19 protein-coding genes are annotated in these 25025 nt (G+C 66.1%); 5 read left to right on the top strand and 14 right to left on the bottom strand.

Annotation, left to right across the window (positions count from 1 at the left end):
* Window positions 1–364: 364 nt before the first annotated feature.
* The 5 genes from carB to J7J50_RS12255 form a co-directional block, all read right to left on the bottom strand.
* Window positions 365–3610, bottom strand: a complete 3246-nt coding sequence (gene carB, locus J7J50_RS12275) for a carbamoyl-phosphate synthase large subunit (protein ID WP_215057902.1) — start codon at window positions 3608–3610, stop codon at window positions 365–367.
* A gap of 3 nt (window positions 3611–3613) precedes the next feature.
* On the bottom strand, window positions 3614–4018 hold the full coding sequence (locus tag J7J50_RS12270) for a four helix bundle protein (protein WP_215057901.1): 405 nt from the start codon (window positions 4016–4018) through the stop codon (window positions 3614–3616).
* Entirely contained in the window at window positions 4015–5169 is a 1155-nt protein-coding gene (gene carA / locus J7J50_RS12265) for a glutamine-hydrolyzing carbamoyl-phosphate synthase small subunit (RefSeq protein WP_215057900.1), read from the bottom strand. Before carA ends, J7J50_RS12270 begins: the two co-directional genes overlap by 4 nt.
* Window positions 5170–5867: 698 nt before the next feature.
* Window positions 5868–6605, bottom strand: coding sequence for a 4-hydroxy-tetrahydrodipicolinate reductase (gene dapB, locus J7J50_RS12260; protein WP_215057899.1), 738 nt, complete (start codon window positions 6603–6605; stop codon window positions 5868–5870).
* Between the two features lie 119 nt (window positions 6606–6724).
* Window positions 6725–8647: a DUF3857 domain-containing protein gene (locus J7J50_RS12255; protein WP_215057898.1), complete on the bottom strand. Its 1923-nt coding sequence runs from the start codon at window positions 8645–8647 to the stop codon at window positions 6725–6727.
* Window positions 8648–8817: 170 nt separating this feature from the next.
* On the opposite strand from J7J50_RS12255, the gene J7J50_RS12250 reads away from it, so the two are divergent.
* Both J7J50_RS12250 and J7J50_RS12245 read left to right on the top strand, forming a co-directional pair.
* Window positions 8818–9411, top strand: coding sequence for a hypothetical protein (locus J7J50_RS12250; protein ID WP_215057897.1), 594 nt, complete (start codon window positions 8818–8820; stop codon window positions 9409–9411).
* Window positions 9408–12095: a hypothetical protein gene (locus tag J7J50_RS12245; protein WP_215057896.1), complete on the top strand. Its 2688-nt coding sequence runs from the start codon at window positions 9408–9410 to the stop codon at window positions 12093–12095. The genes J7J50_RS12250 and J7J50_RS12245 overlap by 4 nt, the downstream gene beginning before the upstream one ends.
* Before the next feature lie 114 nt (window positions 12096–12209).
* On the opposite strand, the gene J7J50_RS12240 is transcribed toward J7J50_RS12245, so the two are convergent.
* The 6 genes from J7J50_RS12240 to hrcA form a co-directional block, all read right to left on the bottom strand.
* Complete coding sequence (locus J7J50_RS12240; RefSeq protein ID WP_215057895.1) at window positions 12210–12707, bottom strand: hypothetical protein; 498 nt, start codon at window positions 12705–12707, stop codon at window positions 12210–12212.
* Between the two features lie 45 nt (window positions 12708–12752).
* Window positions 12753–13835, bottom strand: coding sequence for a C2 family cysteine protease (locus J7J50_RS12235; RefSeq protein WP_215057894.1), 1083 nt, complete (start codon window positions 13833–13835; stop codon window positions 12753–12755).
* 365 nt (window positions 13836–14200) lie between these two features.
* On the bottom strand, window positions 14201–15334 hold the full coding sequence (gene dnaJ, locus J7J50_RS12230) for a molecular chaperone DnaJ (RefSeq protein ID WP_215057893.1): 1134 nt from the start codon (window positions 15332–15334) through the stop codon (window positions 14201–14203).
* A gap of 163 nt (window positions 15335–15497) precedes the next feature.
* Complete coding sequence (gene dnaK, locus J7J50_RS12225) at window positions 15498–17414, bottom strand: molecular chaperone DnaK (RefSeq protein WP_215057892.1); 1917 nt, start codon at window positions 17412–17414, stop codon at window positions 15498–15500.
* A 197-nt stretch (window positions 17415–17611) separates the two neighbouring features.
* Entirely contained in the window at window positions 17612–18127 is a 516-nt protein-coding gene (grpE, locus tag J7J50_RS12220) for a nucleotide exchange factor GrpE (RefSeq protein WP_215057891.1), read from the bottom strand.
* Between the two features lie 176 nt (window positions 18128–18303).
* Entirely contained in the window at window positions 18304–19356 is a 1053-nt protein-coding gene (hrcA, locus tag J7J50_RS12215; RefSeq protein WP_215057890.1) for a heat-inducible transcriptional repressor HrcA, read from the bottom strand.
* 380 nt (window positions 19357–19736) lie between these two features.
* On the opposite strand from hrcA, the gene recN reads away from it, so the two are divergent.
* Window positions 19737–21419, top strand: coding sequence for a DNA repair protein RecN (gene recN / locus J7J50_RS12210; RefSeq protein ID WP_215057889.1), 1683 nt, complete (start codon window positions 19737–19739; stop codon window positions 21417–21419).
* A gap of 553 nt (window positions 21420–21972) precedes the next feature.
* Here the strand turns inward: recN and fur are convergent.
* Window positions 21973–22374, bottom strand: a complete 402-nt coding sequence (fur, locus tag J7J50_RS12205; RefSeq protein WP_057942786.1) for a ferric iron uptake transcriptional regulator — start codon at window positions 22372–22374, stop codon at window positions 21973–21975.
* A gap of 211 nt (window positions 22375–22585) precedes the next feature.
* Here fur and bamE point away from each other — a divergent pair, with 211 nt between their 5' ends.
* Window positions 22586–22993, top strand: coding sequence for an outer membrane protein assembly factor BamE (gene bamE, locus J7J50_RS12200; RefSeq protein WP_057942785.1), 408 nt, complete (start codon window positions 22586–22588; stop codon window positions 22991–22993).
* A 45-nt stretch (window positions 22994–23038) separates the two neighbouring features.
* Here the strand turns inward: bamE and J7J50_RS12195 are convergent, their stop codons facing one another.
* Both J7J50_RS12195 and J7J50_RS12190 read right to left on the bottom strand, forming a co-directional pair.
* Window positions 23039–23305: an RnfH family protein gene (locus tag J7J50_RS12195; RefSeq protein ID WP_215057888.1), complete on the bottom strand. Its 267-nt coding sequence runs from the start codon at window positions 23303–23305 to the stop codon at window positions 23039–23041.
* On the bottom strand, window positions 23302–23766 hold the full coding sequence (locus J7J50_RS12190) for a type II toxin-antitoxin system RatA family toxin (RefSeq protein ID WP_057942783.1): 465 nt from the start codon (window positions 23764–23766) through the stop codon (window positions 23302–23304). Before J7J50_RS12190 ends, J7J50_RS12195 begins: the two co-directional genes overlap by 4 nt.
* A 229-nt stretch (window positions 23767–23995) precedes the next feature.
* Between J7J50_RS12190 and smpB the strand changes: the two genes are divergently transcribed.
* Window positions 23996–24508, top strand: a complete 513-nt coding sequence (smpB, locus tag J7J50_RS12185) for an SsrA-binding protein SmpB (RefSeq protein ID WP_215057887.1) — start codon at window positions 23996–23998, stop codon at window positions 24506–24508.
* Window positions 24509–25025 lie beyond the last annotated feature (517 nt).

Genomic DNA, 25025 nt, shown 5'->3' with positions numbered 1-25025 from the left:
CGCGGATGTTTCGACGATGCCTGGGGCCATTGTGCCGGGAACCCGGGCGGAAGGCATCCTGTCGGGTTGGGAGGCGGTCGGGGCTGGGTTTGCGGCGCGGTTTGCGGCGGCGTCGCATCCGCAGACTCGACCGCGTTCTTCCCAGGCCCGTCATTCGCGCGAAGGCGGGAATCCAGCGACTTCAGGCGTTCTCGCACGAAAGGCCCTGGATTCCCGCCTTCGCGGGAATGACGGGCTGGAGGATTCGCGGCAAAGCCGAACCTCGCCGCGAATGACGGACTGAAGGATTCGCGGCGAAACCAAAGCCCCGCCGCGTTCGAACCCGGGGACGGCGCGCAACCGCACCATCCCGGCCCTCACCCCATCAAGCCGCGCCGATCTGCGCGTGCAGTTCCTGCAGCGACCACACCGGGCCGGTGCCGCGGTAGTCCAGCGAGCCGACCAGCGCGCGCGCGCCCGACACCGTGGTCGAGTAGGTGACGCGCTGCTGCAGCGCTTCGCGGCGGATCGAGAACGAGTCGGAGATCGCCTGGCGGCCTTCGGTGGTGTTGATGATGTAGACGATCTCGCCGTTCTTGATCAGATCGACGATGTGCGGACGGCCCTCGGTGACCTTGTTGATCACCTCGCAGGCCACGCCGTGCTCGCTCAGGAAGCTCTGCGTGCCGCTGGTCGCGACCAGGGTGTAGCCGCGGCGCACCAGTTCCTGCGCCACCGGCAGCACCCGCTGCTTGTCGGGATCGCGCACGGAGATGAAGGCCTTGCCCACCGGCGGCGCCTTGATGCCGCCGGCTTCCTGCGCGCGCGCCATCGCCGCGCCGAAGTTCTTGCCCACGCCCATGACTTCGCCGGTGGAACGCATTTCCGGCCCGAGGATCGGGTCCACGCCCTGGAACTTGGCGAACGGGAAGATCGCTTCCTTGACCGAGTAGTAGTCCGGCACGATTTCTTCCAGCGCGCCCTGCGACGCCAGGGTCTGGCCGACCATGCAGCGCGCGGCGATCTTGGCCAGCGCCATGCCGGTGGCCTTGGACACGAACGGCACCGTGCGCGAGGCGCGCGGATTCACTTCGATCAGGAAGATGGTTTCCTTGCCTTCGGCATCGGTCTGGATCGCGAACTGGGTGTTCATCAGGCCCACGACCTTCAGCGCCTTGGCCAGGGCGATCACCTGCGTGCGCAGGCGCTCCTGGGTTTCCGGCGACAGCGAATACGGCGGCAGCGAGCACGAGGAGTCGCCCGAATGCACGCCGGCTTCCTCGATGTGCTCCATCACCCCGCCGATCAGCACGCGGCCTTCGCGGTCGGCGATGACGTCCACGTCCACTTCCACGGCGTTGTCGAGGAAGCGGTCCAGCAGCACCGGCGAGTCGTTGGACACTTTCACCGCGTCGCGGATGTAGCGGGTCAGGTCGGCATCGGAGTAGACGATTTCCATGGCCCGGCCGCCGAGCACGTAGCTCGGGCGCACCACCATCGGGTAGCCGATCTGGTTGGCCAGCGCCAGGGCTTCGTCCGGATTGCGCGCGGTGCGGTTGATCGGCTGGGCCAGGCCCAGTTCCTGCACCAGCTTCTGGAAACGCTCGCGGTCTTCGGCCAGATCGATGCTGTCGGGCGTGGTGCCGATGATCGGCACGCCGTTGGCTTCCAGCGCGCGCGCCAGCTTCAGCGGGGTCTGCCCGCCGTACTGCACGATCACACCCTTGGGCTTTTCCAGATCGGCGATTTCCAGCACGTCTTCCAGCGTCAGCGGCTCGAAGTACAGGCGGTCGGAGGTGTCGTAGTCGGTGGACACGGTCTCCGGATTGCAGTTGAGCATGATGGTTTCATAGCCGTCCTCGCGCAGGGCGAGCGCGGCGTGCACGCAGCAGTAGTCGAACTCGATGCCCTGGCCGATGCGGTTCGGGCCGCCGCCGAGCACGATGATCTTGTCGCGGTTGCTCGGGTTGGATTCGCACTCGTCCTCGTAGGTCGAGTACATGTAGGCGGTGGTGGTGGCGAACTCGGCCGCGCACGAGTCCACGCGCTTGTACACCGGACGCACGCCGAAGGCGCGGCGCAGCGTGCGCACCGCGGTTTCGTCGGTGCCGGTCAGCTGGGCCAGGCGTGCGTCGGAGAAGCCCATGCGCTTGAGCGCGCGCATGCGGTCCTTGTCGAGCGCGGCCAGGCCGGCGTCGGCCACGGTACGCTCGGCCGCGATCAGTTCTTCGATCTGGTCCAGGAACCACGGATCGACGAACGACAGCGCGTGCACGTCCTCCACGCTCATGCCGGCGCGGAACGCGTCGCCGATATGGAACATGCGCTCCGGACCGGGTTCTTTCAGCTCGCGGCGCAGCTTGGCCATATCGACTTCGCTGCTCAGGTCCAGGCCGGTGGGGTCGAGGCCGACCTTGCCGGTTTCCAGGCCGCGCAGCGCCTTGTGCAGCGACTCCTGGAAGGTGCGGCCCATCGCCATGACTTCGCCGACCGACTTCATCTGCGTGGTCAGGCGCGCGTCGGCCTGCGGGAACTTCTCGAAGGCGAAGCGCGGAATCTTGGTGACGACGTAGTCGATGCTCGGCTCGAACGAGGCCGGAGTGGCGCCGCCGGTGATTTCGTTGCGCAGCTCATCCAGGGTGTAGCCGATCGCCAGCTTGGCGGCGATCTTGGCGATCGGGAAACCGGTCGCCTTCGACGCCAGCGCCGAGGAGCGCGACACGCGCGGATTCATTTCGATCACCACCACGCGGCCGTCCTGGGCGTTGATGCCGAACTGCACGTTGGAGCCGCCGGTGTCCACGCCGATCTTGCGCAGCACCGCGATGGAGGCATCGCGCAGGCGCTGGTATTCCTTGTCGGTGAGGGTCTGCGCCGGGGCGACGGTGATCGAGTCGCCGGTGTGCACGCCCATCGCGTCGAAGTTTTCGATCGAGCACACGATGATGCAGTTGTCCGCGGTGTCGCGGACCACTTCCATCTCGAATTCCTTCCAGCCCAGCACCGATTCCTCGACCAGGATCTCGTGCACCGGCGACAGTTCCAGGCCGCGCTTGGCGATCTCTTCGAACTCTTCCTTGTTGTAGGCGATGCCGCCGCCGCTGCCGCCGAGGGTGAAGCTGGGACGGATGATGGTCGGGTAGCCCACGCGGGTCTGGATATCGACCGCCTGCTCGAAGGTGCGCGCGACTTCGGCCTTGGGGCATTCCAGGCCGATCTCAGCCATCGCCACGCGGAACAGTTCGCGGTCTTCGGCCATGCGGATGGCGTCGCGCTTGGCGCCGATCAGCTCGACGTTGTATTTCTCGAGCACGCCGTTGTCGGCCAGGTCGAGCGCGCAGTTCAGCGCGGTCTGGCCGCCCATGGTCGGCAGCAGCGCGTCGGGCTTTTCCTTGGCGATGATCTTCTCGACCGTCTGCCAGTTGATCGGCTCGATGTAGACCGCGTCGGCCATGTCCGGGTCGGTCATGATCGTGGCCGGATTGGAATTGACCAGCACCACGCGATAGCCCTCGTCGCGCAGCGCCTTGCAGGCTTGCGCGCCGGAGTAGTCGAACTCGCAGGCCTGGCCGATCACGATCGGGCCGGCGCCGATGATCAGGACGGTTTTGATGTCGGTACGCTTGGGCATGTCTTAACTCCGGGACTCGGGACTCGGGACTGGGGACTCGGCCCTAAGTCGTCGAATCAGGGATTGATGAAGGCGTTGCAGCATCTGCCCCACCCGATCGCATAGTTCTATCGCCGCCTCGCGCATCTGTGCGTCACCCACGTCGAGATCGCCCGTCAGCAGCAATTGCGTTTGCAACTCCGCGCACGATCCCAGCGACATCGACACGAAACGTGCGTAGTCACGGGTTGAATGCCGCGCATTACCTTCGGCGATGTTCGAAGGAATCGAAACGGCCGACCGCTGTAACTGGGAGGTCAGACCAAATCGTTCCTCGCGGGGAAAACTCGCGGTCAATTGATAGGTTTGCTTCGCCAGCGACATGGCCAGACGCCAGACATCCAGCTCTCGATAATGCGAGATGCTCATCCAGCTCCTTTCGAGTCCCGAGTCCCGAGTCCCGAGTCCCGCATCGACTCAACGAAGCGGTCGAACAACGGCGACACATCGTGCGGTCCCGGACTGGCTTCCGGATGGCCCTGAAAGCTGAAGGCCGGCGCGTCGGTCAGGGCGATGCCCTGGTTGCTGCCGTCGAACAGCGAGCGATGGGTTACGCGCACGTTGGCCGGCAGCGTGGCTTCATCGACGGCGAAGCCGTGGTTCTGCGAGGTGATCATCACGCGGCCGGAATCCAGGTCCTGCACCGGGTGATTGGCGCCGTGGTGGCCGAACTTCATCTTCAGCGTCTTCGCGCCGGAGGCCAGGCCCAGCAGCTGATGGCCCAGGCAGATGCCGAAGGTCGGAATCTTCTTGCCGATGAATTCCTTGATCGCCGCGATCGCGTAATCGCAGGGCTCCGGATCGCCGGGGCCGTTGGACAGGAACACGCCGTCGGGTTTGAGCGCGAACACGTCGGCGGCCGGCGTCTGCGCCGGAACCACCGTCACGCGGCAGCCGCGTTCGGCGAGCATGCGCAGGATGTTGAGCTTGACGCCGAAGTCGTATGCGACCACATGAAAGCGCGGCGGCGCGTTGACGAAAGCGTTGCGGTCCAGATCGAGCTGGCCTTCGGTCCACTCGTAGCGCTCGCGCGTGCAGACTTCCTTCGCCAGGTCCATGCCCTTGAGGCCGGGGAACTTGCGCGCGGCTTCCAGGGCTTTTTCGACATCGATCTCGCCCGCCATCAGCGCGCCGTTCTGCGCGCCGGTGTCGCGCAGCAGGCGGGTCAGCTTGCGCGTGTCGATGTCGCAGATCGCGACCACGCCGCGATCGGACAGCCACTGCGGCAGCGCGATCTGGCTGCGCCAGTTGCTCGGGCGGCGCGGCACGTCGCGCACGATCAGGCCCGAGGCCCAGACCTGATGCGCTTCGTCGTCCTGGGCGGTGATGCCGGTGTTGCCGACATGCGGATAGGTCAGCGTGACCAGCTGGCGCGCGTACGAGGGATCGGTGAGGATTTCCTGGTAGCCGGTGATGGCGGTGTTGAATACGACTTCGCCGACGCTGAGGCCGGTCGCGCCTACGGAAACGCCCTCGAACACGGTTCCGTCTTCGAGTGCGAGGATTGCGGGTTGGGTCACGGGGGTCGCCTTGGCTGCCGAAGGATCTGACCCCGAGCGCGACATCGGCAAAACCGACTTGCAGCAAAGCGCGGACGCGGTGCGGGACCGGTCCGGCGGGCGGGGTTCAGGCGAGCCGGAATTCTAGCGGCGATGGGCCCCGGGCGCCAGCCTCAATGTGGCGTTGCGGGAGGATTTCTGCGTGGGCGCGGGCTTGGCTTCAGCTTGTGCGGGGCGATTGGGGGGGGGTGGGATTCGTTGGACTGGGGTGGTTTCGGCGGGAGCGAATCCCCCCTGCCCCCCTTTTTCAAAGGGGGGAGGCGTGTTGGGGGTGGCGTCGGGAGCGGGGTTGGGTGCGGGCTTCGGGTGGCTTGGCGTGGGTCATTCATGTTGCTTTCCCGCTTCGAATTCGCTCGCTTTTTGAAGCCCCCACCCTGCAAATCTCTCCACTCTCTCCGAAAACCCGCTTTGTTTCCCCCTTTGAAAAAGGGGGATCAAGGGGGATTCGCTCTTGCTCCACAGCAAACGGCGCCCCCTCTCCCCGCCATGCCCTCTGGGCGTTCACATTCACGCGCGGCTTGTGGCAAGCCGCCGGCCTGGAGCGGCCGTCATCCGTCCCCGCCTTCGGGGGACAGGCTCTCCGGGCACCTTCTCCCGCGAGCGGGAGAAGGACTCCAATCACCGCGACCGTCAGAAGCCCGATGCACCGGCATGCGCGGTTACAGATTCGGAAACATCAGCTCCGCCAGGCCATAGCGGCCGGGCGCCTGGTGCGCCACGCGCAAGGCGGCTTCGAGCGCGCCGCGGGCGAAGATGTCGCGATTGGTCGCGCGATGAATCAGCTCCAGCCGCTCGCCGGCCGAGGCGAACTGGACCGTGTGCTCGCCGACGATGTCGCCGGCGCGCAGGCTGGCGTAGTGCGGTTCTTCGCCGCGGCCGATCGCGGCGGCGGCGCCCAGGTGCAGCGCGGTGCCGGACGGCGCGTCGAGCTTGCGGGTGTGATGGGCTTCGATCACGTCGCAATCCCAGCCCGGCAACGCCGCCGCGGCGCGGCGCACCAGTTCGGTCAGCACCGCCACGCCCAGGCTGTAGTTGGCCGCCCACACCACCGCGATGCGCGATGCGGCGTCGTTGATCGCGGTGTTCTGCGCCGAACTCAAGCCGGTGGTGCCCGACACCAGCGCCTTGCCGCGCTGCGCGCACAAGGCCAGCACCGGGTCGAAGCCCTGCGGCAGGCTGAAGTCGATGGCCACGTCGAACTCGGGCGCACCGGACAACTCGGCGGTGGCGAAATGCGGGACGCCGTCGATCACCCGCTGCGCCGGCGAGGATCGCGAGTACGCGGCGGCGACGTTCAGATCGGCGCGCTCGGCGGCCAATCGCAACAAAGCCTGGCCCATGCGCCCGGAAGCGCCGTGGACGAGGAGTCTGACCGGGGTCTTGGTGGGCTCGTTCATGCGCGCAGGCTAGCCGCTGCGCGCCCTTGGCGACAAGCGCCGCGCGCGAAAAGCGCGGCGCCGGTCGTGGCTTGCCTTAACGCGCGATCGCCGAAGCCCCGCGCCGGCACGCGCCGCGCTTACTGATAGACCAACTGCGCCTTCAGATTGGGCAGCACTTTCTTCGCGAACTGCTGGTAGCCGCGATTGTGCGCCTGCGTGCACACCGGCCCCTGGCTGGCGTCCACGATCACCCGGCGCGCTTCCAGCACATTGCCCTTGAGCGTGTACTTGGCCTCGTAGCTGGAACCTTCCCATTCCTGGCGCGCATCCGGCGGCACCGCGATGACTTTCATCGTCGCCGGAAACTCGATCCGGTAGATCTCCTCCGAACGCCCGCCGATGCACTGCCCTTCGCTTTCGTACACGCTGTCGTCGTACTGCGCCGAGCCGGCGAAGGTGGCCACGGGCATGGGATTGAAGAACAACGGCGCCACCGGGAACGCGCCCGGCACCGGCAGCATCTGCTTGACCTCGAACTGCGCGCTGTAGCGATGCTTGTCGAGCAACGCCTGCGGATCGTCCTGGGTGAACGAACCTTCCGCGCTCAAGCCGCCGGCCTCGAAGTACTTCTTGACCATCTGCTGCGAGTCTTTCTCGCGCAGCTTGCGAAACGCCGCGCGGGTTTCGATCGCCGGCTGGCCTTCCAGCTCGACCTCGACCTCGACCTTGCCCTTGACCGAGCCGTCTTCGCTCACGATCAGATCGGTGACCATGCGCTGGCGATTGCGCTTGGACGCGAACGGCGCGGTGGCGGCCTTCAGTTCGGGCTGGTCCACGCGCAACACCGGCTTGCCGGCGACCGCCATCGGCAGATCGCCGAACGGAATGCCCTTGGCGGTGGCGTCCACGTACATATCCAGCCCGGGCAGATAATTGAGCACGTGATTGACGCTGGAGGCGACCGGGATATCCGGCAGCTGGAAAACGTTGCCGGCATTGATCAGCGCCTGCGTCGCCGGCACGTTCTTGGCCGCGAGCAAGGCCTGCAGCAAGGTCGCGTGGTCCTTGCAGTCGCCGATGCGGTTGTCGAGCACGAACTCCTGATCGCGCGGCACCACCGCGCCCAGGCCGATGCAGTTGCCGGCGTACTGGATGTTGCTGGACACCCACTCGTACAGCGCCTTCGCCACCTCGCGCTGATCTTTCTTGCCGGCGGCGATTTCGTCCGCCAGCTTGCGCACGCGCGGCGTCGGCGCGGCCTTGGGCAGCGCGCGTTCGCCGTAGGCGGCGGCGATCTGGCCGTAGTTGCGGAAGGTCGAGAACGCGTAGCCGGGGAAGTCCTCGACCTTGTAAACCGAATAATCGCGGCGCGTGTCTTTCGCCGGCGCCAGGTTCTGGTACGTCCATTCGACGATATGGCGGTCGCCGACGGTCTCATCGCGCACCTGCTTCATCGCGCCGAAGGTCCGGTTCTGCGACCACAGGCTGGCCGGCGTATCGATCCGGACTTTCAAGTCGCCCTGGTACGAATTCGCGCTGACGTTGTCGAGCACCGAGAACTGGCGATCGAACATCGGCTGTTTGCCGACCAGCTTGTAGTTGACCACCACCGTGTCGCCGACTTCGACATCGGGAAACACCAGACGGGTGGTGGCGATGTCGGAAAACGCCGGCCCACCGCCGGCGCGACCTTCGTTGGTCTCGACCTGGAAATTCGACTTGGGCACATCGACGCGGCGGCCGTCGGCCTTGCGGGTGTAGGCCTCGGTCACTTCCAGGGTCTGGATGCTGGCGCTGTAGCTGATCGACTCGTGCTTGGCGCGTTCGATCGCCGGCGCCTGCAGCACCTTCAGCGCGGACTCGCGCTGTTCGATGTAGGAGCCGTCGGCCTGGACGGTGTAGCTGATGTGCTGGCGCTCGGCCCGCGCCGGCGCTTGGTCGGCGGCTTCGGCCTTGGCGGCGGGCGCGGTTTTCGCCGGCGCGGCGCTCTGCGCCAGCGCGGACGCGCTCGCCAGGGCCAGCGCGGTGACGGCGAACAGCCGCAGTGTGGTGGTGTGCATCCCTTCTTCCCCTGATCCATGTATGAGTGAGCGGCCGTGGCCGCTGCGCCGGTTGGCGGGCGCGCAGAAGTTCTACCACATCACTTCGCACTTTGAGATACGTGCGCAGCCCATGGGCCGCCGTGCCGTCGGCGGAAAGGCGCCGCGCAGCCACGGCGTTTCGACCCGGCGTGGCCACGGCCATCGTCGCGCGGGCCGACGATGACACCTTGCCGCTGCCGCCCCGATGTCGCCGGAGAACGGGCGTGGCATCATCCCTGTCGTGGTCCGGCGCAACCCATGAGCCGTCCGTACGTCGGAAGCCGGAATTTTCGATGGCCTACCAAGGAGAAGCAGGCATGGAATCCTTTGATCCCCCGTTCGACTGGGTGCAGTTTCCCCAAGGGCGCGCGAGGTTTTCCGGCGGCGTGCGCGGCGCCGACGAACAAGGTCACGAGACCTTCGCCGTCGAAGTGGCCGGCACCGAATACTTCGGCGAAATCGCCCGCGCTTTCCTGCCGAACAACAACGACTACAACATCGAAGTGGTGTCGTTCGGCTACGGCAGCGACGATGTCGGCATTCCGATGCTCGACGCCTGCCGCACCTTCACCGGCGCGCAGATCGCGGCCATCCATGCGCTGATCGTGCAGTTGATCGACGCCGGCACCCGCTACGCCGACCGCCCTCACCTGCTGATGGAATATCCAAACGCGCGCTTCATGGGCGAGGTGATCTTCCGCGACGGTTGGGCGCTGCTCAAGGATGAGGAGTACGCGTCATGAGCGACGATTATTCCGAGCAGATACGACGGATCAGGAAGGCCGCGTCGCTGGAGGAAGTGCAGGCGATCGCGCGCGAATTCCCGGCCAAGGCGGTGGGCGAAGGCGGCATTCTCTACAGCCGCCCGGTGGGCAGCGTGTCGTCGGAAAGCATCGCGCTGGAACTGGCGAGCAAGACCGGCGAGCCGATCATCAACCACACGCCGCGCGCGCAGTTCCTGGGCGACAAGCAAGTCGAGAAGGCGATCCGCGACACCGCCGAACGCATCTTCATGGGGCAAGGACAGGATCTGGCCCAGGCGGGAAAATCCGCGGGCGACCTGCTCTACGGCAATCCCAACGCCGCCGCGCGCAGCGCGACCTCGCTGGAAGGCTCGTTGTGGGGCGAGGCCTCGCATGAGTTCGCCGGTTCCCTGCGCGGCGACATCAAGGTCATCGCCAGCAACGCCAACATCGAGCGCGTGTTCGGCAAGGTCGAACTGCCGGCGGTCCTCGACAATCCCAATGTCCGCACCCTGGGCGGGCAGCCCACGGCCGAGTTGAAGACGCTCTACGCCAAGGGCGGCGCCGATGCGGTGCTGCCGAAAGTGCAGGCGCAATTCATCGAGGCCGCGCCCAAGGGCATTTTCGTGGCGCCGGAGAACACTGGCGCGGCGGTCACCAAGGTCACGCTGTCGCGCGAAGCCGTCGCCAGCCTCGGCGCCGACGCGGCGAAATTCACGCCCGCCGCCGAGCTCAGCGGCGCCGGCCTGGCCCGCGCGCCGACCGGTCTGACCGCGCCGGCGGCGAGCGTGGGCGAAGCCGCGCTCACCGGCGAGGCCGCCGGCGTCGCCCGCGGCCTGCGTCCGGGCACGGTCATGAAAGGCGCGGCGGTGGTCGGCGCGGCCGCGCTGGCCTACGACTTCGTCACCACCGGCCATCAGGTGATGAAGCTGGAGTCGCAGGGCAACACCACCGGCGCCGAATCGGCCCGCACCCATTTCATCGGCCGCAATGTCGGCGGTATCGGCGGCGGCATCGCCGGCGGCTTTCTGGCCGGCGCCGGCTACGGCCTGGTGGCGGGTTCGGAAACCGGTCCCGGCGCGCTCGTCACCGGCGCCATCGGCGGCATCGCCGGCGGCATCGGCGGCGCGGTGTGGGGCGAGAAATGGGCCCAGCAGAAAGACATCGACCGGGTCTTCACCCAGAAGGACCGCGACGGCAACGAGTGGAGCCGCGATCCCAAGGACGAGAAAGCGACCTGGACGCGCGTGGCGCAGACCGAGCAGGTCAAAGCCAGCACGACGGTGGGCGCGGACAACGCGGCCGCGACTTACAGCAAGGTGCGATACGTGGCCGGCGACGTCCTGGCCAACGAGTTGAACTACAAGTCGGCCAACGCCTCTTACGAACTGGGCCTGAGCAATGCGCGCAAGCCGCAGGACCCGTATTCGATCCCGCCCGGCAAAACCGACACGCCCAGTCTGGGCGGCGGCGATTGGACCCGCGATGCGCAGTCGCATGCCTGGAAACGCGAAGTCGTCACCGACTATCTCGAGCACGGGATCAAGGTCAGCCACACCGAAACCGCCAACCCGCAGCGCGCGGCGGAATTGGACCAGAGCGCGAAACTGATCGTCGCCGAGAACGCCGCCAACACGCCCGCGGCGGTCGCCGCGCGGTATCAGGTGGCTTACAACCAGTTCGGCTGGAAGCAGAACGGCGACGTGCCGGCGGCGATCAAGGACGCCGCGGCCAAGACCGAGTCGCTGCAGGCTTCCGACGGCGACACCTACACCCGCGGCGCGAACGGCGAGTGGACGACGCCGGGCATGATCTACGGCACCAATCAGGCCAGCGGCAATGTTCGCGACGAATTGAACGGCATCCACCAAAGCCAACGGGTCGGATTGCAGGAATTGTCCGCGGTCGCCGCCGAAGCGCTGGCGCATCCGACCTTGCCGCAGCCGATGACGATGCGCGGCATGGTGGCCGGCGCCTACGCCAACGCCGGGGTCGCCCGCACGCCGGAGCAGATCGACGCGGCTACTGCCGCGGTCGCGCAGACTCATGCGCACAACGGTCTCGATCGCGGCGGCCGCCCGTATTCGCTGACCTTGCAACCCGATCCCAAGACCGGGCGCCCAGGACAGGGCAGCGCCATCGTCACGATGATGGACGACGGCCGCGACGGGCTGCTGTCCGAAAGCAAGATGGTGCCCAAGGCCATCACCACCGCCGCGGAGATCAAGCAAGCGGAAAAACCCGCCGTGGATGGTCAAGCACCCGCGCCAAGGACCGATGGAAAAAACCAGGGCGCGGCGACGCCGGCTGGCGGCCCCCAGTCCAGGGAGCATGCGAGCAACCCACTGCAACAGCTGCCGTCGACCGATCAAGCCATGTTCGCGAAAATCCGCGGCGGCGCGCCGCCGCAAGTCTCCGACGATCACGTCGCCCACGCCATGTTGCTGGCGAAGAAAGACGGCATTCCCGACGCGACCAAGATCGAAAACGTGAAGATGTCGGGCGATACCTTGTGGGTGGCCGGCACGACGCCTGGATTCAAGGCCTCGGTCAACGTCAACGAAGCGGTTCCGCCGACACAGGAAACCGCGCGGGAAACGCTGGCGTTCAACCAACAGCGCGATCGGCAGCCCACGCAAGAGAACCCGCAACGCCATCAGAGTCAGGCGGGGCCGTCGGTCTGAAATCCGGATCGAGCGTTCGATCGATCAGTGAGCGAGAGCGGTTCGCCGATACGGCGGGCCGCTCTTTTCTCGCAAAACTCTCGTCGCTACCGCAACAAGCGATGCCGTCGCGGATTACCTTGCACCGCCGCCCCACAACCCCGTCTTGGGATGCGGCTTGTCCTCGGCGGCGCCTGTTTTCTTTTCCAGTTCGAACACTCCGACCATCGCCTCGCTCTCGCCGGGCTCGGAGTGAGTGAACCAGGCATATGCCAGATAACGCGGCGACTCACCTGAGAGCCGCCAAACCATGGTAGCGATGCGTTCGTTGACGCCCAGTCCGGCATCCAGCCATACCCCGCCCAGATCGGCTTCGACTGCACTCTTGAAACGGTTGCGCACGCTCGCGCCGGCCACGGCATCGGGCGCATAGACGAAACCGTGCTGCGCGCGGACCACGAAACCGCCGCCGAGCACCTGTTCCACGTCCGAGCGCAGTTGGCGTTGCCGCGTCGCTTGCGCCTGTGCCGGCAGGGGCTTGAGGTCGGCGACGGAAGGCGGGGCGAATCGTTCGATCACGGCGGGCTCCTCGGGACGCGGCTGCGCGAGGCTGCAGGACGCCGACAGCGCCATCAGGCCTGACATCGCGAATCGGAAAAAGATGGACATGGCAATGCTTCACCGACGCATTAGCGGGGCCGCGACTTGCGGCGATTGTGCCTCAGGTTGTGGCGCTGACGGCGCCTCGCTCTGCGCCTGCGCTTCGTAGTTCGCCCGATTTTCGGCACGAATCGTTTGTCCGCCGGGCGAATCGTACAACGACTGCATGGCCTGCTTGAGTTTCACCGGGTCGCCAAGCGACGACAGCAGTGCATCGACGTGACGGTTGCCAGTCGACGGCAGTCCTTCCGAAGGCCCGGATGCGGGCGGAGCAGCATGACCCGATTCGTGCGAAGGCATCGACTTTTCTCGCGTGAGCTGAGCGGCGGGGCCGATGTTGACGTAAAGCCCGGGCATATCCTCTCGCGTTACCGATTCAAGCGTAATCGTCATGCTCGCGCGATTGGTATCGCGCCCCTCGAGCGCTCGGTTGTGGGCGTATGGATTGCGCAGATCGAGCAGTATGTCGTCGCCCCTGCGCCGAACACCTTCAACCATATACATATGAGGTTCCATAAGGCCGTCCTGAGCGGAACCAGGAGGCTCAGGAAAAGTTCCTACGGTAACCGGCCGCCCCTCAGCCAATGCGTTATTCATCCGCTCGTATGCGCCTTTCGGCCCCAGCGCGGCCATAGCGGCCGGATCGAGATTTTCGCCAGGATCGCCAGTCAGCGCAAACAACGCATCACTGGGATGCCCCATATCGATAGCGGCGTAATTGCTGTCGCGACTGCCTTGCTCTTGCAGTTCCGCATAGGCCGTTTCCATGACCGCCGGCCAAATCGGGCCATCCCGGCCACGCCGATTGTCGACCGTGCTCCCGCCCTTGCGGCTGAGATTGTCGGCAATATCGTCCTGGTCAACGGTGAGAACAACCGGCTCGGGGCCGGAGGCGCCGGATTTGTAAAGCGTGACTTGAAACGTCTGGCTCTCGGAATCGTAACGAATCGCATCCTGAAAACGTTGTGGCTGCGCTCGCGCCAATCCACCCAAGGGTGCCAAGAAATAGCAGTCGTTGATGTCGTCCTGGCGAATGTCGCTCGCTTTAGGGCGGCCACTTCGTCCATAAAGATCTTCCTGAGTGAATCTTGGATCAGACATCGAAAATTCTCCCGAATCCTTTCGCAGAAGCATCGCCTTCAGCCCCAACGTAGTTCCCGATCATGAGCTTTTGCAAATCGCGCGGAATAGAAACTCGATGGTCGTCACCTTCTAACTCACGACAATCTTGAGTAAGACGCTATTTGGATGCCTCACGCGCACAACAACTATTGACGACTCACTTGAAGCATCAAGATCGCACGCAATCGAAAATCGATGCATGCCACGCTGGCACGATACCCGGCCACGTTGCGATCGCCTTTGTATCGTGGACATATTCGCGGGCAAAGAAAAAGGGAGCCGAAGCCCCCTTTTTTCATTCAAGCCGGTCGTTCAGGCCGGCCGGCATAAGAAGCAATCGACGCTCAAGACGTCATCCGGTCCCAAAATCCCTTGACCCCATCGAGGAAGGTCGAGGAACGGGGGGAATGCTTACGCGCACCCTCGCCGACGAAGGTGGCTTCGAACTTCTCCAACAGTTCGCGCTGTTCGGGAGTGAGATTGACCGGGGTCTCGACCACGACGCGGCAGTACAGGTCGCCGGTCTTGCGGCTGCGCACCGACTTGACGCCCTTGTCGCGCAGACGGAACAGCTTGCCGCTCTGGGTTTCGAAGGGAATGCGCAGCTCGACTTCGCCGCCCAGGGTCGGCACGCGGATGATGTCGCCCAACGCGGCCTGCGAGATGCGGATCGGCACATCGCAATGCAGATCGTCGCCGTCGCGCTGGAAGATGTCGTGCTCGCGCACGCGCACTTCCACGTACAGGTCGCCCGGCGGCGAACCGGCCGGGCCGGCCTCGCCTTCGCCGGTCAGGCGGATGCGGTCGCCGTTGTCCACGCCGGCCGGAATCTTCACCGACAAGGTCTTGGTGCGCTCGATCCGGCCCTGGCCGTGACAGTCGCCGCAGGGATTGGCGATGGTCTGGCCGCGGCCGTTGCAATGCGGGCAGGCCTGCTGCATCGAGAAGATGCCGCGCTGGAACCGCACCTGGCCGCGACCGTTGCAGGTAGTGCAGGTCTCGACCTTGCCGTCGGACGAGCCGCTGCCCTTGCAGCTCTCGCACGCGTCCAGGGTCGGGATTTCGATCTGCTTCTCGACGCCGCCGACCGCTTCTTCCAGCGACAGCTCCATCACGTAGCCGATGTCGGCGCCGCGACGCGGGCCGCGCGCTCCGCCGCCGCCTCCGCCGAAAATATTGCCGAAGATGTCGCCGAAGATATCGCCCATGTCGGCGAAACCGGGACCGCCGCCGCCGTTGCCGCCCATGCCGTGTTCGAACGCGGCATGGCCGTGCTGGTCGTAGGCGCGGCGCTTGTTGGCGTCGGCCAGGATCTCGTAGGCCTCCTTGCATTCCTTGAACGCGGCCTCGGCGGCCGAGTCGCCCGGATTGCGGTCCGGATGATGTTTCATCGCGCAGCGGCGATAGGCCTTCTTGAGGTCGTCGTCGCTGGCGTTGCGCGCAACGCCCAGCACTTCGTAGTAGTCGCGTTTGCTCATGGGCGGGAATCGGAAATCGAGAATTGGTAATCGTTGGAGCAAAAGCCGGCGATCGGTCTGGACCGTCGCCGGCTGCGGTTAGAAGAACGGGGAACCGGGTCGGTAGCGGGCCGCATGCTCAAGCCACACCACGATTCCCGATTCCCCATTCCCAATTCCCGGCTTACTTCTTGTCGTCCTTCACTTCGGTGAATTCCGCATCGACCACGTCGTCGGCCTTGGCCGAGGCGCCGTTGTCGGCGGGGGCTTCTTCGCCCGGCTGGCCGACGTTGACCGCGGCGAGCAGGGTCTGCGCCGCTTCTTCCAGCGCCTTCGACTTGGCTTCGATCTGGCCCTTGTCGTCGCCCTTCATCGCCGTTTCCAGCTCGGAAATCGCGGCTTCGGCGCGGCCGATCTGGTCGCCCGGCAGCTTCTCGCCGTGTTCCTTGATGGTGCTGCGAGTCATGTGGATCAGACCGTCGGCGTGATTGCGCGCCTGCACCAGCTCATGGAACTTCTGGTCTTCCTCGCGGTTGGCTTCCGCGTCGGCGACCATCTTGGCGATCTCTTCCTCGGACAGACCCGAACCGGCCTTGATCTCGACCTTCTGCTCCTTGTTGGTCTTCTTGTCCTTGGCCGACACGTGCAGGATGCCGTTGGCGTCGATGTCGAAGGACACCTCGACCTGCGGCATGCCGCGCGGCGAGGGCTCGATGCCGGACAGGTCGAAACGCGCCAGCGACTTGTTGAAGCGGGCCTGCTCGCGCTCGCCCTGCAACACGTGCACGGTCACGGCCGACTGGTTGTCCTCGGCGGTGGAGAAGGTCTGCGAGGCCTTGGTCGGAACGGTGGTGTTCTTCTCGATGATCTTCGTGAACACGCCGCCCAGGGTTTCGATGCCCAGGCTCAGCGGGGTCACGTCGAGCAGCAGCACGTCCTTGACCTCGCCGGCCAGCACGCCGCCCTGGATCGCGGCGCCGACGGCGACGGCTTCGTCCGGGTTGACGTCCTTGCGCGGTTCCTTGCCGAAGAACTCGGCCACGGCCTGGCTGACTTTGGGCATGCGGGTCTGGCCGCCGACCAGGATCACCTCGGCCACGTCGCTGGCGCGCAGGCCGGCGTCGTTGAGCGCGATGCGGCACGGCTCGATCGTCTTCTTGACCAGATCCTCGACCAGCGACTCCAGCTTGGCGCGGGTCAGCTTGATGTTGAGGTGCTTCGGGCCGGAAGCGTCGGCGGTGACGTAGGGCAGATTGACTTCGGTCTGCTGCGAGGACGACAGCTCGATCTTGGCGCGCTCGGCCGCGTCCTTCAGGCGCTGCAGGGCCAGCGGGTCCTTGCGCAGGTCGATGCCCTGGTCCTTCTGGAACTCTTCGACCAAGTAGTCGATGACGCGCTTGTCGAAGTCTTCGCCGCCCAGGAAGGTGTCGCCGTTGGTGGACAGCACCTCGACCTGCATTTCGCCGTCGACGGAAGCGATCTCGATGATCGACACGTCGAAGGTGCCGCCGCCCAGATCGTAGACCGCGATCTTGCGATCGCCGCCCTTCTTGTCCATGCCGTAGGCCAGCGCGGCCGCGGTGGGTTCGTTGATGATGCGCTTGACGTCGAGGCCGGCGATCTTGCCCGCGTCCTTGGTCGCCTGGCGCTGGCTGTCGTTGAAGTAGGCCGGCACGGTGATGACCGCCTCGGTGACCGTCTCGCCCAGGTAGGCTTCGGCGGTCTTCTTCATCTTGGTCAGCACTTCGGCCGAAATCTGCTGCGGCGCCATCTTGTTGCCGTCGATGGTCTGCACCCAGGCGTCGCCGTTGTCGTGCGCGGCGATGCCGTAGGGCACCAGGCCGATGTCCTTCTGCACTTCGGCGTCGGTGAACTTGCGGCCGATCAGGCGCTTCACCGCGTAGAAGGTGTTCTTCGGATTGGTCACCGCCTGGCGCTTGGCCGACGCGCCGACCAGGACTTCGCCGTCCTTGGTGAAGGCGACGATGGACGGCGTGGTGCGGTCGCCCTCGGAGTTTTCGATGACCTTGGCCTTGCCGCCTTCCATGATCGCAACGCAGGAATTGGTGGTGCCCAGGTCGATGCCGATGATCTTGCCCATAGGTGTAGCTCCCTCTCTCAATGCTTGAATGTTGGGGGCGGCGCGTGGTGCTGCAGGCCGCCGATGTTCGCTATTTGGGGCCCGGTGCCGGGCAGTTCAAGCGCCCGTGCCCGTTCGCCTCAACGGGTGTTGCCTTGGGTGAAGCCCGCGATCCACGCCCTCACGGCCCCCGCCGCGGCGCGGATGCGTCTTGCGATTCAGCCGTCCTGGGCGACCACGACCAGGGCCGGGCGCAGCAGGCGGTCGTTGAGCAGCCAGCCCTTCTGGTAGACCTGGACCACGTGATTCGGGGCGACGCCCGGCGCCGGCACCATGCTCATGGCCTGGTGATGCTCCGGATTGAAGGGCTGGCCGGTGGGATCGACCGCGACCAGGCCGTTGTCGTCGGCCACCTTGAGCAGCTGGCGCAGGGTCAGCTCCATGCCTTCGCGCAGCGCGCCGGCCTCGTTGCCGGCCACGGCCAGGCCGGCTTCCAGGCTGTCGATCACCGGCAGCAAGGCGCCGAGCAGGCGCTCGTTGGCGAATTTGCGCGCCATCTCGACGTCGCGGGCCACGCGCTTGCGCTGGTTGTCGAGTTCAGCGCGTTCGCGCAGCGAGTCCTCGCGCAGCTTGTTCAGCTCGGCGCGCAGGGTCTCGACCTCGGACAGCTCGGCGACCGGCGCCGGGTCCTGGGCGTCGAGGTTCAAGTCGGGGTTGGGATCGTTTTGGCTCATGCTGGTTCCTGGCGGTTTTCCGCGACAGGGCCAGCTATGGGGCCGGCACGGGGGCATTCAAGTGCCGGGATCTGCGGCGATCGTACGGGATCGGCGCTCAGTTGCGACCTGCGGGGGCGGTTTCGGGACAATTCGGGCGCGGGCCGGGGCGCGGCCGCGGACGCGAAGACGGTGGCTTACTCGGCTTCGGTGGTGTGAAACGCATCGCCCAGCGCATCGGCGGCGGCCTGCACCACCGGGATCACCCGGTCGTAGGCCATGCGGGTCGGCCCGATCACCCCGAGCACGCCCAGCACCCGTCCGCCGGCGGTGTACGGCGCGGTCACCAGCGATACGCCTTCCAGCGGCGCCAGCCCGGTTTCCTCGCCGATGAAGATGCGCACGCCCGGCGCCTGCACGGTGCGTTCGAGCAATTGCAGGATCTCGCGTTTGCGCGCGAACGCTTCGAACAGCTCGCGCAGCCGGTCCAGGTCGGCCAGCTCCTGCACGCCCATCAGCCGGGTCTGCCCGGCCAGGACCATGTCGTCGCTGTCCGGGGCCAGCACCTGCTCGGCCAGTTCCACCGACTGCGCCAGCAGCGTCTGCATCTCGGACTGGGCGTTGCGCAGTTCCAGCAGCAAGGTGGCGCGGATCTCGGCCACCGGGCGGCCGGCGAAATGGGCGTTGAGGTAGTTGCCGACCCGCTCCAGCTCGCCGGCTTCGTACGGGCGGCGGGTCTGGATGATGCGGTTCTGCACGTCCTGGTCGGCGAAGACCAGGATCGCCAACACTCGCTGCGCGTCGAGCGGCACGAAATCGATGCGCCGGAACGCGAACTGCTCGCGCTTGGGCACGCTGACCACGCCGACGAAATGGGTCATCGCCGACAGCAGCTCGGAGGCGCTGCCGAGCAAGGCCTGGGTGCCGGTGCCCGACGGCAGCTCGCTGCGCAGCCGCGCGACCTCGCCGTCCGGCAGCGGCCGCACCTGCAGCAGCGAATCGACGAACAGCCGGTAGCCCTGCGAAGTCGGGATGCGTCCGGCGGAGGAATGCGGCGCGCTGAGCAGGCCGGCGTCTTCCAGGTCGGACAGGATGTTGCGGATCGTCGCCGCGCTGACGTCGAGCCCGGCGTGCCGGGCCAGCGTCTGCGACCCGACCGGCTCGCCGCTGTGGATATAGCGGCCGATCAGCGTGCGCAGCAATTGCCGCGCGCGCGGGTCGAGGCTGGGATCGGGCGGTCGGCGGCTCATGGGGATGGATATAGGCGCGTGGAGGTGGGGGCGCAAGGGTTAGTTGAGAGTGAGGAATGAGGACCCGGATCGAGGATGAAGCCCCGAGGTCTTTTGTGGGAGGGGCTTTCAGCCCCGACACCCGAAGCAACGGCACTTCCAGAAGCTGCGCGGCAAGTTGAAGCAGTCGGGGCTGAAAGCCCCTCCCACAAAAGACCTCAGGCACCGCGCAGGCCTTCGGGTTTCAATCGGCATCAAGATTCGAGCCTGCCCGGGTAAGAATTAACCCCCACACTGCGCCGGCACCGCGACCCGATCTCACCTTTTGATCCACCCACCCCCTACGCTCGCCCCCGCCGCCATTCCCAGCCACCACCCTGCCCAGGCACAATCGCCGCCGCATGCTCGCCCATCTCTCGCTCAAGCAATTCGCCGTCGTCAGCGCCGCCGAGCTCAGCTTCGGTCCTGGCCTTACCGTGATCTCCGGCGAAACCGGCGCCGGTAAATCCCTGCTGGTCGATGCCCTGGGGCTGCTCAGCGGCCTGCGCGCCGACAGCGGCGTGGTCCGCCACGGCGCCGACCGCGCCGAACTGGTCGCCGACTTCACCCTCGACGACGCCCCGCTCGCCGCCGCCTGGCTGCGCGAAAACGAACTCGACGAAACCGGCGACGGCGACGCGCCGGTCTGCCAGATCCGCCGGGTCATCCGCGCCGACGGCGGCTCGCGCGCCTGGGTCAACGGCCGTCCGGTGACCTTGAACCAACTGGCGGACCTGACCTCCCGGCTGGTCGAAATCCACGGCCAGCACGAACACCAGGCGCTGATGGCCAAGTCCAGCCAGCTCGATCTGCTCGACGCCTACGCCCGCAACGACGGCGTGCGCGAGCCGGTCGCCCGCGCCGCGCGCGAGTGGAGCGCGCTGCTGCGCGAACGCGACACCCTGTTCGCCCAGGGCGACGTCTCCGACCGCATCGGCTGGCTCGAACACCAGCACGCCGAACTCGAACGCGAGACGCTCGACCCCGAGGCGCTGAACAAGCTCACCGCCGACCATCGCCGCCACGCCCACGCCGCCGGCCTGATCGCCGCCTGCGAGACCGCGTTCGCGCGCATCGGCGGCGACGAAGGCCCGTCGCTGACCCGCACCCTGCAACAGGTGCGCGGCGAACTTCAGCGCGTGGCCGAGCACGAATCGCGCCTGCGCGACGTCGATGCCCTGCTCGACAACGCCGCGATCCAGATCGACGAAGCGCTGTCCCTGCTCGACCGCGTCCGCGACGATCTCGACCTGGACCCGGCCGCGTTCGAACAGATCGAAAGCAAGATCGGCCGCCTGCACGAACTGGCGCGCAAGCACCGCGTCGCTCCGGAGCAACTGGCCGCGACCCGCGACGGCATCGCGGAAGAACTCGAACAACTGCGCGGCGCCGGTGTGCGCCTGGAAAAACTCGACGTCGAGATCGACACCGCGCGCCAGATCTGGCGCAAGTCCGCCGACGCCCTGAGCCAGTCGCGCCGCGACGCGGCCAAGTCGCTGTCGGCCCGGACCACCGAGCTGATCGGCGAACTCGGCATGGGCGGCGGCCGCTTCGACGTCGCCATCGAAACCGTCGAAGACGACCGCCCCGACCCGCTGGGCGGCGAGCGCATCGAATTCATGGTCGCGGCCAACCCCGGCCAGCCGGCGCGGCCGCTGCGCAAGGTCGCCTCCGGCGGCGAACTGTCGCGCATCTCGCTGGCGATCGAAGTCGCCGCGTTCGGTTTGGACGCGGTGCCGACGATGGTGTTCGACGAAGTCGATTCCGGCATCGGCGGCGCGGTCGCCGAGATCGTCGGCCAGAAACTGCGCGCCCTGGGCGGCAGCCGCCAGGTGCTGTGCGTGACCCATCTCGCCCAGGTCGCGGCTCAGGGCCACGCCCACTATCGCGTCAGCAAGGCCGCCAGCGAGGGCGTGACCCAGAGCGCGGTGCAGTTGCTGATATCCAAGCAGCGCGAAGAGGAACTGGCGCGGATGCTGGGCGGTATCGAGCTTACGAAGGAAGTGCGCGCGGCGGCCAAGCGGTTGCTGGCGGATGTGGTTTGAGGTTTGGGGCTCGTGAGTTTGGAACTCGTGAGTTCGAGTCCCTGACCTGATTCCTGGGTGGTCTGAGTTTGAAATTCGGAGTCAGGCGGCTTGGGTCTGAGGCTGATCCTGAGACTTGGGTCTGAGGTCTGAGCCTGAGGCCCCAACGCCTGATACCCGAAACAACGCCCCCACCTACCGTCATTCCCGCGAACGCGGGCTCCGCTTTACTTCGGCGGAGCCGAACATCCAGTGCCTTTCGTGCGAGAACGCTTGAAGTCGCTGGATTCCCGCGTTCGCGGGAATGACGGTCTGGAAAGATGGCGCTGAAGTCGCTGGATTCCCGCCTTCGCGGGAATGACGGCCTGGAAAGATGGCGCTGAAGTCTCTGGATGTTCGGCTCCGCCGAAGTAAAGCGGAGCCCGCCTTCGCGGGAATGACGATCTGGAAGGAAATGGGTTCCCAGAGATCGCCACCCAGCCCGCAAAAAGCCGAAGGCCCGCCAATGGCGGGCCTTCCTGCATTCCAATACGACCGAACCAGCCTCGCCTGAGCGAATCCCAAATCCGGGCAATCAGCGCTTCTTACGCACGTACAACACCAGCGAATGCTCCTCGATCACGTACCCGTGCGAGGCCGCGATCTTGCGCTGCAGTTCCTCGATCTCGACGCTTTCGAACTCGATGATCTTGCCGCTGTCGATATCGACCATGTGATCGTGGTGATGGCCGCGATCGAGCTCGTACACCGACTGTCCGGCCTCGAAGTTGTGCTTGAGCACCAGGCCGGCGGATTCGAACTGGGTCAGCACGCGGTAGACCGTGGCCAGGCCGATGTCCTCGCCCTTCTCCAGCAACATGCGATAGATGTCTTCCGCGGTCATGTGGCGCGGCTTGGACTGCTCGAGCAGTTCCAGGATCCGCATGCGCGGATGGGTGACCTTGAGTCCGGCGTTGCGCAGGTCCTGCGATTCCATGGGGATGTCCCTTGAGCTGATTCGGTCCGGCGGCCTGCGCCGTCCCTGGGTAATGACCGGCTGGCCGTCGCCGCGAGGGCGCATCGGGCGGGCGGGCCGGAATGGCGGATGAACGCGAGGGGTGGCCGCGCGCCGGTTTCCGCCCTTGGTGGGGTCGGGCTTCAGTGTATCATCGGCCCCGTTGCCTTCGACTGCCGCAGACCCCTATACGATGCGTAAGCTCCTGCTCGTTCTCTCGATCTCCCTGCTCACCGCCGGCTGCGGCATCATCTACAAGCAGCCGATCTACCAGGGCAATCTGCTCGAGAAGACCGCCGTCGATCAGCTCCAGACCGGCATGAGCAAGCAGCAGGTGCAGGTGCTGATCGGCACGCCGTCGATCGAGGACCCGTTCCACCAGAACCGCTGGGACTACACCTCGACCCAGCGCGTGGACCGCCTCGGCCACACCAGCCGCAAGAACCTCACCCTGTGGTTCGAAAACGACGCTCTGACCAAGTGGGAAGGCGACTACTTCCCCGAGCAGGACGAGCAGATCGCCAAGGCCTCGGTCAAGCAGTTCGGCCGCAACCTGGCCAAGGAAAAAGACAAGGACAAGCGCCGCCGCCGCGGCGGTTGAGCCGGTCCCGACGCCTCAGCGGCCCGCAACGCGGGCGCTTGGTGCTTATTTCTTGATGGGACGATCCGCCGCGCGGCGCCGCCGCGCGTCCTTGGGATCGATCTGCAGCGCGCGCAGCAATTCGACCCGGTCGCCGTCGCGCAGGCGGGTATCGGCCGCGGCCCTGACCCCGAACACGGCATAACCGGCGATCTGCGCATCGTCCTGGAACCCGGCCGCGGCCACCGCCTCGGCGAGCGTGGCGCCCTCGCCCAGTTCCAGCCCTACCGACTCGAACCGGCGCGGCCAGGCGCGGACGACCTCGACCTTCACGCCGTCGCGCCGCCCGCCACGGGCGTGCCCGGTTCGGCGCCGCGATCGGCCACGCGGACGAAGTCATCGACCATGCGATCGGCCAGGCTCTGGAAGCCCAGCGCCATCGCCGGGCCCAGCAGCTTCACCGCCGGCTCGAATTCCAAGGTCAGGGTGACCTTGCACGCCGACTCGTCCAGCGCATGGAATTCCCAGCGCCCGCCAAGTTTGCGGAACGGCCCATCGACCAGCTTCAACTCGATGTGATGCGGCGGAGTGAGCGTGTTGTGGGTGGTGAACCAGGTGCGCAGCGCGCCCAGGCCCAGATCCAGGCGCGCGACCATGTGCTGATCGTCGGCTTCGAGAATCTGCGCGTGCTCGCACCAGTCGAAGCGGCGCGGATACGCGCCGACATCGTTGACCAGCGCGAACATGCGCGCGGCGGAGTGCTCTACCAGGGCGGAACGACGGATCGTGGGCATGTGGCTATCGCAATGAGGATCGCAGCGCGGATTTCAAGCTAACCGAAGCCGCCTGGGCTCGGCCGCCTCGAATCGCCCCGAAGAGGTAAAGAACCGGACCACGCCCCCCATCGCCTCCCGACCCGAATCGACCGCAGCGAAAGGCCGAGCCCCCCACCCCAACCCCGCGGACCTCCAACCAACCCAGCGACGGCTACGCAAACCGCCTTCGGATCGGAGACAATGGCGCATGGCTAACAATACGAACAACAAGGCCGGTAAGGATAAAGGAAAGGGCGGCGCCGGCGGGACCATCGCGCAAAACAAGCGCGCCCGCCACGAATACCACCTGGAGGAACGCTTCGAGGCCGGTCTGGTCCTGGAAGGCTGGGAGCTCAAGTCCATCCGCGCCGGACGCGCCAACATCACCGATGCCTATGCGGTCGTCCTGCATGGCGAGCTGTTCCTGATCGGCGCGCAGATCAACCCGCTGATCCAGGCCTCGACCCATGTCGTGGCCGTGGAGCGGCGCACCCGCAAGCTGCTGCTGCACAAGCACGAGATCGACAACCTCATCGGCCGCATCCAGCGCGACGGCTACACCGTGGTGCCCACCTCGTTGTACTGGAAGGGCAACAAGGTCAAGGCCGAGATCCATCTGGCGAAGGGCAAGCAGACCCACGACAAGCGCGACGCCAGCAAGGAGCGCGATTGGGCGCGCGAGAAGCAGCGGGTGATGCGGCGGCATAATCGCGACGCTTGAGGGGTCGGGAACGGTATTGCGCCGCGGGTTGCTTGCGGCGCGTCTCCTAAGATCGTCATTCCCGCGAATGCGGGCTCCGCTTTACTTCGGCGGAGCCGAACATCCAGAGACTCAGCGCCATTCTTCCAGGCCGTCATTCCCGCGGACGCGGGCTCCGCTTTACTTCGGCGGAGCCGAACATCCAGCGACTTCAAACGTTCTCGCGCGAAAGGCCCTGGATTCCCGCGTTCGCGGGAATGGCGGTAGGTAAGAATGCGCGAGTCTGGTTGTTGCGATAAGGGCTTCAGCGTCTTCCCCCAGACCGTCATTCCCGCGAAGGCGGGAATCCAGAGACTTCAGCGTCATCTCTCAAGTCCGTCATTCCCGCGGACGCGGGAATCCAGCGACTTCAAAGGTTCTCGCACGAAAGGCACTGGATTCCCGCGTTCGCGGGAATGACGGTAGGTAAGAATGTGTGGGTCTGGTTGTTGCGACCGAGACTTCAGCGCCTTCCCTCCAGGTCGTCATTCCCGCGAAC

The organism is Lysobacter sp. ISL-50, from assembly GCF_018612875.1.
Lineage (GTDB): Bacteria > Pseudomonadota > Gammaproteobacteria > Xanthomonadales > Xanthomonadaceae > Lysobacter.
This window is presented reverse-complemented; position numbering and strand designations above follow the sequence as displayed.